Genomic DNA, 13,584 nt, shown 5'->3' on the forward strand with positions numbered 1-13,584 from the left:
GGTCTCGCCGAGCCAGGAGGAAGTCCGCACCGCGCAGGGCCATCGTTCTGGCCTGCAACCACCGGTGAATCCGCACGGAATCATTCCGGGGAATCAACTGGAGGGGAAATCTAAACTGTCGACGCATGCATCCGGTCAAATCCGGAGGTGCACAAGTACCCACTCTACAGTGCTTGAACCCGATTGGCCTGTGACCATCCCCGCTTTGCCCTTGATATGCCGGAGACTTTCACCACGTTCCCGCTACTTGCTGGCGCCAATTTTGCGTGCCAATTTGGAGGGCCACCAGACCTTTGGCCCTATCTCCTCCACCAGTGCTGGCACGAGCAGGCTGCGGACAATAAAAGTGTCCAGAAGCACGCCGAAGGCAACAATGAACCCCAGCTGTCCCAGGAACATGATGGGTACAACCCCTAGTGCGGCGAAGGTTACTGCAAGGACAACACCTGCAGAAGTGATCACGCCGCCGGTGACCTGCAGCCCGCGGCGCATGCCTTCATAGGTGCCAATCTTCAAGGACTCCTCGCGCACTCTTGTCATGAGGAAAATGTTGTAATCCACGCCCAGAGCTACCAGGAATACAAAGCCGAACAACGGCACCGAAGGATCCGCGCCAACAAAGTTGAAGACATTATTGAAGACCAATGCGCTAACGCCCATGGCCGTTCCATAGGAGAGCACCGTGGTGATCATCAAGAGCAATGGAGCCAGCACCGAGCGCAAGAGCAGCATCAGAATCACAAAGATCGCGCCCAGAGTTGTGGGGATGATCTTGTAGAGGTCCGCCTGCGCCGTTGCATTGGTATCGAGCTGCGTAGCGGTGGTGCCGCCAACCAGCGCTTGCGAATTGACCTGGTGCGCAGCATCGCGCAGCGCAACGATGGTTTGCTTGGCCTCATCGGAGTCGGCGGCATCGGCCAGGGTCACAGAAATGAGGTTCCGCCCCTGGACCTCGTACGGCTCAATTCTGCGCTCGGCAACTGCAGGCCCGCCATTTTCGGCCTGCAGGTACGCTGAATCAACGCCCGTCACATCGAGAACTGCGTCCAGGGTTGCCCGGGCATCTGCTTGGTCAACAATCACCGTTGCCGGGGAGCCGGTTCCTCCCGGGAAATGCTCGCCCAGAGCTACCTGGCCATCCCGGGCTTCAGAACCGCCAACCACCAGTTCGCTTTGAGGCACTCCATGGGCCTTGAGCCCGGTGACACCCAGAACTCCCGCGGCCAGGACGACAACTGTGATCATCCAGATCGGCCGTGGATGCCGGGCGACAAATCCAGCTATCCTGCCCCACAGGCCCGCCGGGATCCCCTGGTCTTGGGGAGCGCTTTGAGGCTTGGGAGCAAATGGCCAGTAGGCGGCCCTGCCCAAGAGCCCCAGTACTGCTGGCAAGAAGCTCAGCGCAGCAATAATCGAGAAGATGATGCCCGAAGCGCCGATGGGCCCCAGAGCCTTGTTGGAGTTCAAATCCGAGAAGAGCAGGCAAAGCAGGCCCACGGTAACGGTGCCACCCGAAGCGATAATCGGCTCCAGCGAGCTCTTGAACGCCGTGGATACTGCTTGCCACTTATCAGCGCCGGCGACCAATGCTTCCTTGTGCCGTGCGACAAAGAGCAACGAGTAATCCGTGGCCGCGCCAATCACCAAAATGGAAAGGATGCCTTGGGCCTGTCCATCCAACCGGATCCAGCCTTCCGAGGCCATGAAATAGACGCTCAGAATCGCGGCGCAGAGGGCTACCATCGAGGTCATCAGCACCGTGATGGGCAGCAGCAGCGAGCGATAGACCAGCAGCAGGATGACCAGCACCGCTGCCAGTGCCACGCCCAGCAGCACCCCGTCGATGCCGCCGAAGGCTTCAGCCAAGTCCGCGCTGAACCCTGCCGGTCCCGTCACGTAGGCGGTGGTGCCTTCGGGCTTTTCCGCGGCGATCAGGGAACGCAGTTCCTCCACGCCTTCTTTGGCTTCGGTCTCGCCGGAGATTGGTACGAGCAGTTCAGCGGCTTGCCCGTCCTTAGAAATAAATGGGCCCGCCACGTCCCCATCGAGGTACCTGAAGCCGGCAAGTTTTTCGGCGAGCGCATCGGTGGCAGAAGCCTCCAGTTGCCCCGCGCCGGTTAGGACCACGACGGCGGGGATTGCTTCAGAGGTTTGGAATTTGTTCTGCCACTCAAGGGCTCGGGTGGCTTCTGCGCTGGTGGGAAGGAAGGAAGTCTGGTCATTGGTCTGGACTTCGGAAAGTTTCCCGAAAGTGGGTCCGCCTAGTCCAGCGACACCTAGCCACAGCAGAATCAAGACAGCGTAGATTCCAACTCTTATGCCTATGCTTTTTCTTTTTCTGGTAGTGGCCGAGCCGTTTGCTAGATGGGTTTGTTGTGGCACTTTCGCGTTTCCTCATTCATTGTGGGGCTCTGCGCATCGATCTTCGATGTGCACCCAACGTTACCTTAGATAGTTCCATCATCGAACTACTTTTGCTGGGAGCCAACCAAAACGGTTTAGGATTGCGGCTATGACTGCAAGCGACTACCAGCAGCTGGTGGTGCTCCTACAGGATTTCAGCCAGGCAACCGACCGCTATGTTGAATCCACGGGAGCGCAATTCGGCACCCACCGAACGGACATGAACGCCCTGTCCATCATCATGAAGTACCAGCAACGCGGAGCACTGCCGTCCCCCAAGGACCTGAGCCATGAACTGCAGTTGAGTTCCCCCGCCACCACTGCGATGCTGGACCGGCTCGCACGCCTGGGCATGATTGAACGACTTCGCTCCGACCAGGATCGCCGAGTCATTCGGATCTCACCGACCGACAAGGCGCGGCTCAAGGGACGCCAAATGTTCATGCCGCTTGGCGTGAAAATGATGGAAGTCATCGGCACCTACAACGACCAGGAACTCCAGATCATTACCCGCTTCATGAACGATGCCGTCGCCGGGGTCGACGCTGCCCGTCAAGAAGCCGTAACGCAAAGTCCCCCGAGTCTCTCGAACCCGCCAGCAGGCACTAGCATTAACCGGTGACTCTTTCACTGTGGTTCTCCTTGCTCAGCGCCTGCATCATCATCAGCTTCACTCCCGGTGCTGGCGCCATCAACACCATGAACAATTCGATGCGCCAAGGCTGGCGTGCATCTATCTGGGGCATTCTCGGACAGCAAATCGCCTTGCTCATCCATGTAGTGATTGTCGCCGCCGGCGTTGGAATCCTGGTAGCCAATAGCCCAGCGCTCTTTGCCATCATCCGATATGCCGGAGCGGCCTACCTGGTGTATTTGGGAATTCGCATGCTGCTGTCCAAACCGGAAGTGGCTTCCGATGGAACCACTTCGGGCCGGCATCTGACCCGACGAGCCATGCTCAACCGAGGGATCCTGGTCAACTTGCTCAATCCCAAAGCCATCGTATTCTTCTTGGCTTTCACCCCGCAGTTCATCAACGCGGACCAGCCGCTGCTGGGTCAATACGCGTTGTATATCGGAACGGTCATCGCCGTGGACATTCTGGTGATGTACTTCTTCTTTGCCGGCACCGCACGCACCTTCCAGCGCTTCACCGCCACCTACCGCGGCGCAAAGATGCTGAACATCCTCTTCGGGGTTCTGTTCATCCTTGTTGCTCTTCTGCTCTTACTCCTTCACTAGCGGCATCAACCCAGAAACGTTACCGATTTATGCCCTACTTTCGGGCGCGTAGCTATCGCACCAGAGGGCTTGTGCCCATAGACTGATGCCATGTTCCGGATAATGATCGTGTGCACGGGGAATATCTGCCGTTCGCCTATGGCCGAGTACATGCTCAAAGACGCCTTGGTTAATGCCGACGTCAACGAAGTGCAAGTACTCTCGCGCGCCATCACCGATGGCGAAGTTGGCAACCCCATCGACGAGCGCGCCGCCAGCATCCTGCACAGCCATGGACTGGACGCCTCAGAACATGTTGCTGCCCAAATCGACGCCGATGAATTGGCCGATATGGACCTCGTCCTGGCCATGGACACAGACCATTTCGAAGAACTGGTACCCGAGTTGGCGGAGCTCGACCCATCGCAACGGCCTCAGCTGCGTATGTTCCGCTCCTTTGATCCGCAGGCTGCCAGCTCGCCACATGACCACCAAGGCGTTTACGACCCCTGGTATGGCGATGCCGGCGACTTCCGTGAAACCTGGAAACTTATTTCTGCTTCCCTGCCAGCCCTTGTAGATTACGTGCGGAGTAATATCGCTTCTCGTGGAAACCGCTAGACCAACTTTTATTGCCATTGATGGACGCTCCGGTTCAGGCAAAAGCACCTTCGCATCAGACCTAGCGCAACGCCTCTCAGCCACTTCGCCAGTGGCTGTGCTGCGCCTGGAAGATCTCTATCACGGCTGGCACGGACTGGGTCATGCCTGCGAGCTGTACAACCAATTGCTCCCTGCACTGGCCCGCGGGGAACAAGTCGCCTACCCCACCTGGGATTGGGACGCCGACTGCCTGGGCGAACAGCAAATCTTCGCCCCGGGCAGGATCGTGATCATCGAAGGTGTCGGCGCGCTCAATGACCAGGCGGCAGGCTTCATCGATGTGGGCATCTGGCTTGATGCGCCAGAGGACTTTCGGCGCGAGCGCGCCTTGGCCCGCGATGGCCAGACCTACACGCCATTCTGGAGAACCTGGGCTGATCAGGAAAACGGCTATCTGGCCGCAAATTCCCCTGAGCACCATGCTGACCTGGTCATCAATACGGCAACGCTCGCCGATCCACTCCCTGCCCTGCTCCAAGCCTCGCGGTTTTTGCCGGCAGGGATCAAGCCACTAGGCCTGATGGGGTCGGAAATCAACAGCATGCCCACGCTGCGCCAAAGCTATCAAGCACCAGCCGACGCGGCCGCGCTCTTCGAAGCGCTCACCGAGCGGCTGCCGCATGCAGCCCTGCTGGAATCCACCAGCCAGCATCTGGAAGATCCGCTGGGACGCAACCGGTATTCCCTGCTCGCTTTCTCCACCGCCCAGCAGCCACCGCTGCTCACCGCCGATGCCAGCGGAGCCACGGTCCGCCTTCCCGGTGCACGCGTGCAAATGGGCCACGGCTTTTTTGATTCGCTCTCGGGGCTGTGGCCGCCAACCGCTCCGCTGGACACCGAGTACCCCTTGCCGTTGTGGGTCGGCTATCTGGGCTATGAGCTCAAGCGCGAAGTGGGCGCCGCAAATCTCCACGCGCACATCGCTGAGGGATCCTGCCGTTCCGACGCGCAATTCTTCGCCCCCGATACCATCGTGGTCATCGACCACCAGCTTTCGCGGATGCACCTGCACAGCACCGGCAAACCGGATGCAGCCATCACCATGCTGCTGGGCAATCCGCCATCGCATCGCGCCAGTGCTACTCTGCCTGTTCCGCAATTCAGCTGCGCCGACACAGCTTCCGGATACCAGGACAAGATACGCCGCGCCCAGCATGAAATTTATGAGGGCAACACCTACGAGGTTTGCCTGACCACCGAGCTGACAGCCCACGCAGAGGACTTCGACCCTTTCGAAGCCTACTGCCGGATGCGCCAGTCCAGCCCGGCGCCGTTTGCGCACTATCTTCGGCTCCCCGATCTTGAAGTCGCCAGCATCTCCCCCGAGCGCTTCCTTGCGCTGTCCAAGAACGGCCGGCTGCGCGCCGAGCCGATCAAGGGCACCCGGCCACGAGGCATCGACGAGGAAACCGATCTGGCGCTCAAGCATGATTTGGCCACGCATCCCAAGGATCGTGCCGAGAACATCATGATCGTTGACCTTTTGCGCAACGATCTCTCCCACCATGCGGTACCGGGGTCGGTGCGCGTGACCCGGCTGTGCTCGGTGGAAAGCTATGCCACGGTGCACCAAATGGTGTCCACCATCGATGCGGCCTTGCAGTCCCCGGAACTTGCAGCCGATGCTTTGCGCGAAGCTTTCCCGCCCGGATCGATGACCGGCGCCCCCAAGCTATCGACCATGAACATTTTGGACGAACTCGAAGAGCATCGGGCACGCGGCTTGTATTCCGGCGCCGTGGGCTACCTCGGCGCCGATGGAGCCGCGGATTTCTCGGTAGTCATCCGCACCCTGGTCTGCGACAGGCTCCCCGATCAGTCGTGGCGCCTGTCGCTGGGACTGGGCGGTGCCATTACTGCGGATTCGGTGCCAGAGGATGAATGGGACGAGGTCATCACCAAGTCCCGTGGTGTGCTCCAGGCGCTGGGAGCCAGCTTCCCGGACGCTACTGCAAGGTAGCGGTCAAGCGGGCCACATTGTCGATCCAGCGCTGCATGCGCGGGCGGCGGCGCCACTGCGACAGGGTGATTTCTGAAGAAATCTCCCGGTAGTGGTTCTGCACCGCATTCACGGCATCGACCATGTCCTTGCCCAGGAGCATGACCGAAATTTCCATGTTCAAACTGAATGAGCGCATGTCCATATTCGAGGACCCCACCACGGCGACGTCATCGTCCACGGTGAAGCACTTGGTATGCAAGACCATCGGAGCGGGATAGCAGTGAATGCGCACGCCTGCTTCCAGCAGTTGCTGGTAGTAGGACTGCTGCGCATGGTGGACCAGGAACTGGTCTCCTTCTTCACAGACGAACAGTTCCACTTCCACCCCGCGCTGCGCGGCCGTGGTGATCGCATAAAGCAGCGAATCGTCAGGGACAAAGTAGGGGCTGGTAATTTCCAAGCGTTCCGAGGCCGAGTAGATCAGCGTATTAAACAGGCGCAGGTTATTTTCCGTGCCAAAGCCCGGACCGCTGGGAAGCAGCTGGGCCAGCGTTGAGCCCGGGCGCTCTTCATAAGCCAGCGGATGCCGTGCCTCGTTCATGTCCATCAGCACTTCTTGGTCATCATCCTCTTGCCACCAGTCGATAGCAAAGGTCACGTCCAAGCTGCGCACCAATGGGCCTTCTACGCGAAGCATCATTTCAACCCATTCACGCCCGACCTTGTGCGAGGACTTGCGCTTGTATCCGGGTTCAATCAGGTTCTGGCTTCCGGTGAAGCCGACTTCCCCGTCGATCACCAGAATCTTGCGGTGGTTGCGCAAGTCCGGTCGGCGCCAGCGCCGGCCAATCAAGTCTATGGGCAGCATCGGACGCCAATTGATGCCCGACTTCTTGAGCCGTTTTTTCAACTCGCCATACCCCTTGACCCGCAAGGTGCCCAGGTGGTCGAACAGCAGGCGCACGTGCACCCCGCGCTGGACTGCCCGCTCCAACGCGTCGAGCACAGGTCCAACATATTCTTCGTCATCACCCATGATGTAGAACTGGATGTGGACGTAACGCGTGGCCTTGTCGATTTCTTCGCGCATCGACTCCATGGAGGAACGATAATCGGAAATCACCTCGACACTGTTGCCGCCTTCCAGCGGCATCGCACCGAGGTTGCGGTTGAGCATTACCGCGGATTCAACCCACTCCTCTTGTGAATGGAATTCTTCCGGCATCTGCATGTGCCTAGTGGCATCCATGATCTGCGCATGGGCACGTTGCTGCTTTTCCAATCGGCGGCGAGAAAGGCGCGGATTGGCAAACATCCAGTAGGCCAGCAGCCCGACCACGGGGAGGAAGAAGATCGCCAGCAACCAGGCCATGGCCGTCGTTGGGCGTCGATTGCCGGGGACAATGCCGATCATGAAGTAGCGAACAGCGAGTTCGATTGCGACCAGTATGCTCCACAGCACGCCACCGATTTGCACCAGCACTTCATTGCTTGGCAACACTAAGGCACCCCCTTGGCAATGCACGATGATCGACGCTATTTTCGGCTCTGATCTGCGTCAGGCAGCTCAAATGCCTCCGCCCAGCTTATCTAAGATTCTGTTCCTTGTCTGAACACTATTCAGAAGAAAGGCCACGGAAGTGGCAAGGGTTCGATAATCTGTAGGTATGAGCTCACTAGTATTCTTGGATCCGGCCTATCCGGCAGGCTACTTGGCCAATATTTCAGCACCCCAGCTTCTGGTCACCGCGCAGGGAGTCACCCGCGGTGACGGTGTCTTCGAATCGATGCTCTACACCAACCAGGCTGTCCGAAAAATCGAGGCCCACTTGGCCCGCCTGGCCACCTCGGCCGAGGTGGCCGATCTGGTCATCCCCGATGCGCGCAGCTGGTACGCGGCGGTGGATACCGCAGTCGCCGACTTTGATGCCACCGGCGGGGCCGAGGAAGCAGTGGTCAAGCTCGTTGCGGCACGCGGCGAGCACGATGAGGATCCGGCCATCTGCTGGGTCACCGTCACCCCGGCCCCGGCACTGGGCAAGGAACAGCGCTCGACCGGTGTCGACGTGTTGCTGCTGGACCGCGGCTACGACTCGAAACTCTCCGAACGCGCGCCGTGGCTGATGATGGGTGCCAAAACCCTGTCCTACTCCGTGAACATGGCGGCCCTGCGCTACGCCCGCAAGCACGGGGCCCACGACGTCATTTTCACCTCGGCCGACGGCATCGTGCTCGAAGCGCCAACCTCTACCGTGTTGGTGGCCCAGCGCGATGGCGAGACTAAGCGCCTGCTGACCCCGATGCTGGAAACAGGCATCCTGCCGGGAACCACGCAGAGCGCCATTTTTGATGCGGCAGCCCAGGATGGCTGGGAACTGGGCTACGGCCCATTGCGTCCCGAGGACCTCTACCAGGCAGACGGCGTCTGGCTGGTTTCTTCCATCCGCCTGCTCACCCCGGTGCGCACCATCGACGCCAAGCCATTGCGCTTGGACGCCGAGCTCCATGAAGAGCTCAGCGCCCTCAGCGAGGCGATCCGCTAGCCCCAGACCAAGTTGTAGGTGCCGGCCAGCACGGCCGCACCTACAGCCACTGTGCCCAGCACGATGCCCGCCAACAGCACCGCGGCATCCTTGCTGGTGAAGGTGGCTGTGCGAATCCAGGTGCGCTGCCCGATGCCGAAGCCCTTGGCTTCCATGGTGACCGCCAGCCGTCCGGCCCGGCGAAGGGCCTGGACCAGCAGGGCCAGGCACTGGCCCAGCTTCGCGCCGATGCGCTGGGCAACGGTGCCGAAGTTGCCCACGCCGCGCGCCCGGCGAGCCAGCCCGAGAGTGGCGAATTCTTCGACCATCAGCCCCAGCAGGCGCATGCCAGCAAGCGCTCCGAGCACAAAACGGTGCGGAACTCGCAACTGCTGCGACAGCGCCCCGCCCAAGTCGCTGGGATTAGTGGTTGCCAGCAGCAAAATGCATGGAAGCGCCAAGGCGAAGGCCCTCAAGCCGGTGGCGATACCGCCATGGACCGAGCCCCCGGTAATGCTGAAGATCCCCAGCTGCGCATACACGGCCCCGCTGTCCTGCCCCACCAAGGCAATGCCCCAAGCGGCCACCGCCCCGGCGATCAGCAGGGGCCAGGCCCGCTTGAAGAATCTTGCCGGGCTCAAGCCCGCCAAGGGGAAGGCCAGGATGGTCGCAGTTACGACCACCAGCGCCGAAACCCAATCCAAGGTGGTAATCAGGGGCAAGGTGGCTGCTGCCACCGCACCCAGCTTGGCCAAGGGATTAATCTTCGCCAGCCAGCTATGGCCCACCGGAGCGTCGAGGACCGGGCCCCTGGCTACCACGGGTTCCTGCTTCGCGACTGCGGTCAGGTGAATCTCCTGGGCCCCTAGAACGCGGGCCAAATGCTCATCGTGAGTCACTGCGATAATCGCGGTGTCCTGCTCCAGTTGCTCCACGAGCAACCCGGCAAGCTCCCGCCACGTCCTGGCATCCTGCCCGAAAGTTGGTTCGTCCAGAATCAACACATCCGGGGCCGCGGCCAAAACCGTGCCCACCGACAGACGGCGCTTCTCCCCTCCCGAAAGAGTAAAGGGATTAGCTTCAGCAAGATGCTGCAAGCCCAAACGCTGCAACAGCGACTCGACCAGGGCATCAACCTGCTGCGGTTCGTACTTCAACTCGTGGCCGCTGCTTGCCTTGGCCCGCAGTGGCGCAAAAGCCAATTCTTCGCGCACGCTCTGGGTGACAAATTGATGTTCGGGTTCCTGGAACACCGAGCCTATCCGGCCGATCAGGGTTCCTGCCCGCCAGCTGAACGGTGATTTCCCCAAGCCATTGGCCAGCGCGTCGGATGCCTGCAGGTCTCCTTGTGCCGGTTCCAGCAAACCGCCCAAGGTCAGCGCCAAGGTGGATTTCCCAGCGCCATTCTCGCCGCGGATAACCGTCGCCGTTCCAGCGCTCACGGCCAGATTCACCGCTTGGGTCCGGGGCGCTTGCCCGCTGCGGGCGCTGACCAGTTCGGCGGCTTCCAGAAGCAGCGCCCCGGGCCGGGGGCTCGCCGGTTGGACCTGTGGCGAATAACCTGGCACCCACACTCCGGCTTCCGAAAGCTCTGCACGCAGGTCTTCATCGTCAATGAGCCGTTGCGGGTCCAAGTCGTGGGCGATGCCGCCGCCTGGTTCAAGGACGATGACGCGATCCATATGTTCTGCCCACGCATCCAGCCGATGTTCTACCACGATCAGCGTGGCGCCACTGAGCTGGGCGGCGTTGAGCGCCGCATCGCGCAATGGCCCGATGCCTTCCGGGTCGACGTTGGCTGTGGGTTCATCGAGCAGCATCAGCCCAGGCTGCATGGCCAGGATTCCGGCCAAGGCCAAGCGCTGCTTTTGTCCGCCGGACAGGTCCTGGGTGCGGTGGTCCATGGGCAGCATGCCCAGCCCCACCGCGTCCAGGGCCTCGGGAATTCTCTGGCGGATGATGGCCGGATCCACTGCCAGGTTTTCGGCGCCAAAGGCCACATCGTCGGCGACCCGGCTTTGCACCACCTGGGTCTCCGGGTCCTGCTGCATCAGCCCCACCGGGTGTTCCCGGGCGAATGCGTCTGACCCGTCGATGAGCAATTGACCGGCGATCTGCTCGGCCCCATCGGCTTCCAGCAGTCCGGCCAGGGCATGGAGCAAGGTTGACTTGCCTGCCCCGGACGGGCCTATCAGCAGCACCTTTTCGCCGGAGTTGATCTGCACGTCAAATGCCGAGATGGCAGGTTGTGAGCGTTCCGGGTGCTGCCAGCAAAAACCCCGGGCAATGATCTCGATGCCTCGCCGAGTTTGTGCCGTGGCACCGGTGTTAGCCACCGAACTCATTTTGCGGCCAGTTTTCCGGATTCAAGGTGGGCGCGGCGGCTGGCCAAAGCGCTCAACGCGCCGGTCTTGGCCAGGCCGCGGGTTGCCAGCCAAGACAGCAGCCCTGCAACAATCAGCCCGGAGACACCGGTAGCGATCACGTGGAACAACTTCAGCGCCGGGGTGTATTCAACGTAGTAGGCCATGATGTAGGCCTCGGAAATACCTGCGAAAAGTCCAGAGAAGAGCCCGGCAAGCAATGCCACGCCCAAATTCCACTTGCGGTAGCGGAACGCGGCAAAGACCAGTTCAGCACCCAGACCCTGGACAAGGCCAGACAGCAGCACGGTCAGGCCATAATGCGAACCGAGCAGCGCTTCGACCACCGCTGCCAGCAGCTCGCAATACAGGGCCGCGCCGGGCTTGCGGATAATCAGCGCGCCAAGCACTGCTGGGAAGAGCCAAACGCCGGTGAGCAGTGCTGCCGCCGGCGGGAAAGCCGCAAAGGCCAGCGAGAACAGCCCATAGCCTGCGCCCCAGGCCCAGAAGATGACGCCCGAGGCGACGGCGATGACCGATGCGGTGACGATGTCTACGACGCGCCATCCAGAACGCTGATTTGCTGCTGATTGATTCATTGGTGGTCCTCCTATATCAAGGAGGGGAGATGTACGGATTCAGGGCACAATGGGCCCGATCCGCATCCGAGATGCTCGACTTCCTTCGCCGGTACTAGCCGGAGCAGGTTCGAGGGTCTGCGATCTATCGCACTCTCAGCGTCTTGCGACTCCAGTTTCGAAGTCTGACGCTCCCCTGTCGGAAAATTACTGCCCACTTACCATACCGCAGGTATGCTGGGCAGAGGAACGATAAGTCACGACGTTGAAGCGAGGGCAAAATGAATACAGTGCAGAAACTTGCCACCACGGGTATTTCCATTGGCGCCGGTTTTGTCGGCAGCAAGCTGGTTGACCAGCTGTGGAAGGGTTTCACCGGAAACAAGGCACCCCGCAAGGGCAGTGAAGAAGCCGCCGAGGCTTCGCTGCGCCAGGCTCTCGGATTTGCGATCTTCTCGGCCATCGTGGCAGCCACCATTCAGGTGCTGGCAGACCGCGGTAGCAACAAGGTAGTCGCACGCTTTAGCAAGTAGCGCACACAGCACGGGCATCCCGCCGTCGGCGGGATGCCCGTGCTGTGTTGTCCTAGTCTTCAGATTTTCCGGTTGCACCCGAGGTTGCATCGAAGGTTCCGGTGGGCGGGGCGCTGCTGGTCTTGTCCACAATCTGCTTGAGCTCATCGGCATAGAGCGAGTCCTTGGCAGCGTGCTTGGTCCGGTAGCCGGAGCGCCCGATCATATGAGCCGAGACCGGTGCGGTCAACAACTGCATCCCCCATGCCAAGAAGAGCACGGGAACCACAGCCCAGCTGCGCAGATGAATCGCCAGCCCGGTAAAGATCAGCAAGAACCCGAGGACCTGGGGCTTGGTTGCCGCGTGCATGCGGGTGAGCATGTCGGGAAAGGTCAGCAGGCCGATACCGGCAATCAGTGACATGAGGCAACCGGCAATCAGCAGTACCGCCACAAGAATATCCACGAACATCTCCATCAGGCATTCCTCTGGTCAGAAACGTAGCGCGAGACGGTGACCGAGCCGATGAAGCCCAACGTGCAAGCGGCAATGACGAAGAGCAGGTAGTCGGTGTGCCGGTTGTAGACCATCTCCAGGCACAGCGCCACAGAGATGATCAGCAGCATCACGTCCAATGCGAGAACGCGGTCGAGAATCGATGGGCCCTTGGCTACGCGGATAACACAGGCAACCGTGGCCAGGCCCAGCATGATGCCGCAAATCCACATCACGATTTCCATCATTTTTTGCCCTTCATTCGCATCAGGTTCGGTCCGCATTCGTGCTTGATCGCATCGAACTCATCCCGGCTGCCGATGGCCATGATCATCCGGCGTTCAATGTCGCGCACGGCTTCACGGGCACGGTCCATATCCTGCCTTGATTCGATATTGATGTAGTGCAAGTACAGCGTTGACGAACTGCGGTCCACGTCAATGACGAAAGATCCCGGGATCAGGGTCAGCACATGGCCAACCGTTGTCACGATCAGATCCGAGTCGGTGCGCAAGGGAACCGCGATGACGCCGCTGCTGGTTTTCTTTCCCCGGAAGATGGCCAGGCGGGCCACTTCGAAGCTGGCCACAAACACCTGGCCGACAAACCAGATGAATAGCTGCAGGCAGTACCAAACGTTCATTCGTCCCGAAAGCACCACCGGAGGCAACGGGAAGAGCGTGACGATGACCAGCGCGATAATCACACCGAAAATCAGGTTCGCTGGCGAGAAATCCTGCCATAGTGCGCACCACACAAAAATCAGCAGGGCCAGCAGCGGCCATTCCTGCTTGAGTGTCGCCCGGTGGCGCACGCCTGAGGTATCCAGCGCATCATCAATACGCTGGTCACGGGGTTTCAAGTTTTTAGTCGGCATCATCCCT

At 60.4% G+C, this 13,584-nt stretch carries 13 protein-coding genes and 1 riboswitch; of the genes, 6 read left to right on the forward strand and 7 right to left on the reverse strand.

Annotation, left to right across the window (positions count from 1 at the left end):
• Positions 1 to 243: 243 nt before the first annotated feature.
• Positions 244 to 2,295, reverse strand: coding sequence for an MMPL family transporter (locus AC6CHO_RS03270; protein WP_498213676.1), 2,052 nt, complete (start codon positions 2,293 to 2,295; stop codon positions 244 to 246).
• A gap of 217 nt (positions 2,296 to 2,512) precedes the next feature.
• On the opposite strand from AC6CHO_RS03270, the gene AC6CHO_RS03275 reads away from it, so the two are divergent.
• The 4 genes from AC6CHO_RS03275 to AC6CHO_RS03290 all read left to right on the forward strand — a co-directional run bounded on the left by AC6CHO_RS03275 (position 2,513) and on the right by AC6CHO_RS03290 (position 6,247).
• Positions 2,513 to 3,025: a MarR family winged helix-turn-helix transcriptional regulator gene (locus AC6CHO_RS03275; RefSeq protein ID WP_498213677.1), complete on the forward strand. Its 513-nt coding sequence runs from the start codon at positions 2,513 to 2,515 to the stop codon at positions 3,023 to 3,025.
• Complete coding sequence (locus AC6CHO_RS03280; RefSeq protein ID WP_498213678.1) at positions 3,022 to 3,645, forward strand: LysE family transporter; 624 nt, start codon at positions 3,022 to 3,024, stop codon at positions 3,643 to 3,645. Before AC6CHO_RS03275 ends, AC6CHO_RS03280 begins: the two co-directional genes overlap by 4 nt.
• 90 nt (positions 3,646 to 3,735) lie before the next feature.
• Positions 3,736 to 4,245 carry a low molecular weight protein-tyrosine-phosphatase gene (locus AC6CHO_RS03285; RefSeq protein ID WP_498213679.1) on the forward strand — a complete coding sequence of 170 codons (510 nt, stop codon included), beginning with the start codon at positions 3,736 to 3,738 and terminating at the stop codon, positions 4,243 to 4,245.
• The gene (locus tag AC6CHO_RS03290; protein ID WP_498213680.1) at positions 4,232 to 6,247 is read left to right on the forward strand and encodes a chorismate-binding protein; all 2,016 of its coding nucleotides are present in this window, start codon (positions 4,232 to 4,234) and stop codon (positions 6,245 to 6,247) included. The genes AC6CHO_RS03285 and AC6CHO_RS03290 overlap by 14 nt, the downstream gene beginning before the upstream one ends.
• Here AC6CHO_RS03290 and cls read toward each other — a convergent pair.
• Positions 6,234 to 7,727 (reverse strand): cardiolipin synthase, encoded by a 1,494-nt coding sequence (gene cls / locus AC6CHO_RS03295; protein WP_498213792.1) that lies wholly within the window; start codon positions 7,725 to 7,727, stop codon positions 6,234 to 6,236. The two genes, AC6CHO_RS03290 and cls, sit on opposite strands and share 14 nt — an antisense overlap.
• 169 nt (positions 7,728 to 7,896) lie before the next feature.
• Here cls and AC6CHO_RS03300 point away from each other — a divergent pair, with 169 nt between their 5' ends.
• Positions 7,897 to 8,772 carry an aminodeoxychorismate lyase gene (locus tag AC6CHO_RS03300; protein ID WP_498213681.1) on the forward strand — a complete coding sequence of 292 codons (876 nt, stop codon included), beginning with the start codon at positions 7,897 to 7,899 and terminating at the stop codon, positions 8,770 to 8,772.
• On the opposite strand, the gene AC6CHO_RS03305 is transcribed toward AC6CHO_RS03300, so the two are convergent.
• Positions 8,769 to 11,096: an ATP-binding cassette domain-containing protein gene (locus AC6CHO_RS03305; RefSeq protein ID WP_498213682.1), complete on the reverse strand. Its 2,328-nt coding sequence runs from the start codon at positions 11,094 to 11,096 to the stop codon at positions 8,769 to 8,771. The genes AC6CHO_RS03300 and AC6CHO_RS03305 overlap by 4 nt on opposite strands.
• On the reverse strand, positions 11,093 to 11,713 hold the full coding sequence (locus AC6CHO_RS03310; RefSeq protein ID WP_498213683.1) for an ECF transporter S component: 621 nt from the start codon (positions 11,711 to 11,713) through the stop codon (positions 11,093 to 11,095). Before AC6CHO_RS03310 ends, AC6CHO_RS03305 begins: the two co-directional genes overlap by 4 nt.
• Before the next feature lie 63 nt (positions 11,714 to 11,776).
• Positions 11,777 to 11,900, reverse strand: a riboswitch (TPP riboswitch).
• A gap of 73 nt (positions 11,901 to 11,973) precedes the next feature.
• Here AC6CHO_RS03310 and AC6CHO_RS03315 point away from each other — a divergent pair.
• Positions 11,974 to 12,225 carry a DUF4235 domain-containing protein gene (locus tag AC6CHO_RS03315; RefSeq protein WP_060702398.1) on the forward strand — a complete coding sequence of 84 codons (252 nt, stop codon included), beginning with the start codon at positions 11,974 to 11,976 and terminating at the stop codon, positions 12,223 to 12,225.
• A gap of 52 nt (positions 12,226 to 12,277) precedes the next feature.
• On the opposite strand, the gene mnhG is transcribed toward AC6CHO_RS03315, so the two are convergent.
• Genes mnhG through AC6CHO_RS03330 form a run of 3 tightly spaced genes read right to left on the reverse strand, consistent with a single transcriptional unit; the run spans position 12,278 to position 13,577 of the window.
• Complete coding sequence (gene mnhG, locus AC6CHO_RS03320) at positions 12,278 to 12,682, reverse strand: monovalent cation/H(+) antiporter subunit G (protein ID WP_146275944.1); 405 nt, start codon at positions 12,680 to 12,682, stop codon at positions 12,278 to 12,280.
• Entirely contained in the window at positions 12,682 to 12,948 is a 267-nt protein-coding gene (locus AC6CHO_RS03325; protein WP_444662425.1) for an MrpF/PhaF family protein, read from the reverse strand. The genes mnhG and AC6CHO_RS03325 overlap by 1 nt, the downstream gene beginning before the upstream one ends.
• A complete protein-coding gene (locus AC6CHO_RS03330) occupies positions 12,945 to 13,577 on the reverse strand; it encodes a Na+/H+ antiporter subunit E (protein ID WP_498213685.1) in 633 nt (210 codons plus the stop codon). The genes AC6CHO_RS03325 and AC6CHO_RS03330 overlap by 4 nt, the downstream gene beginning before the upstream one ends.
• Positions 13,578 to 13,584: the final 7 nt, after the last annotated feature.

Source organism: Glutamicibacter sp. GQ173, assembly GCF_059759215.1.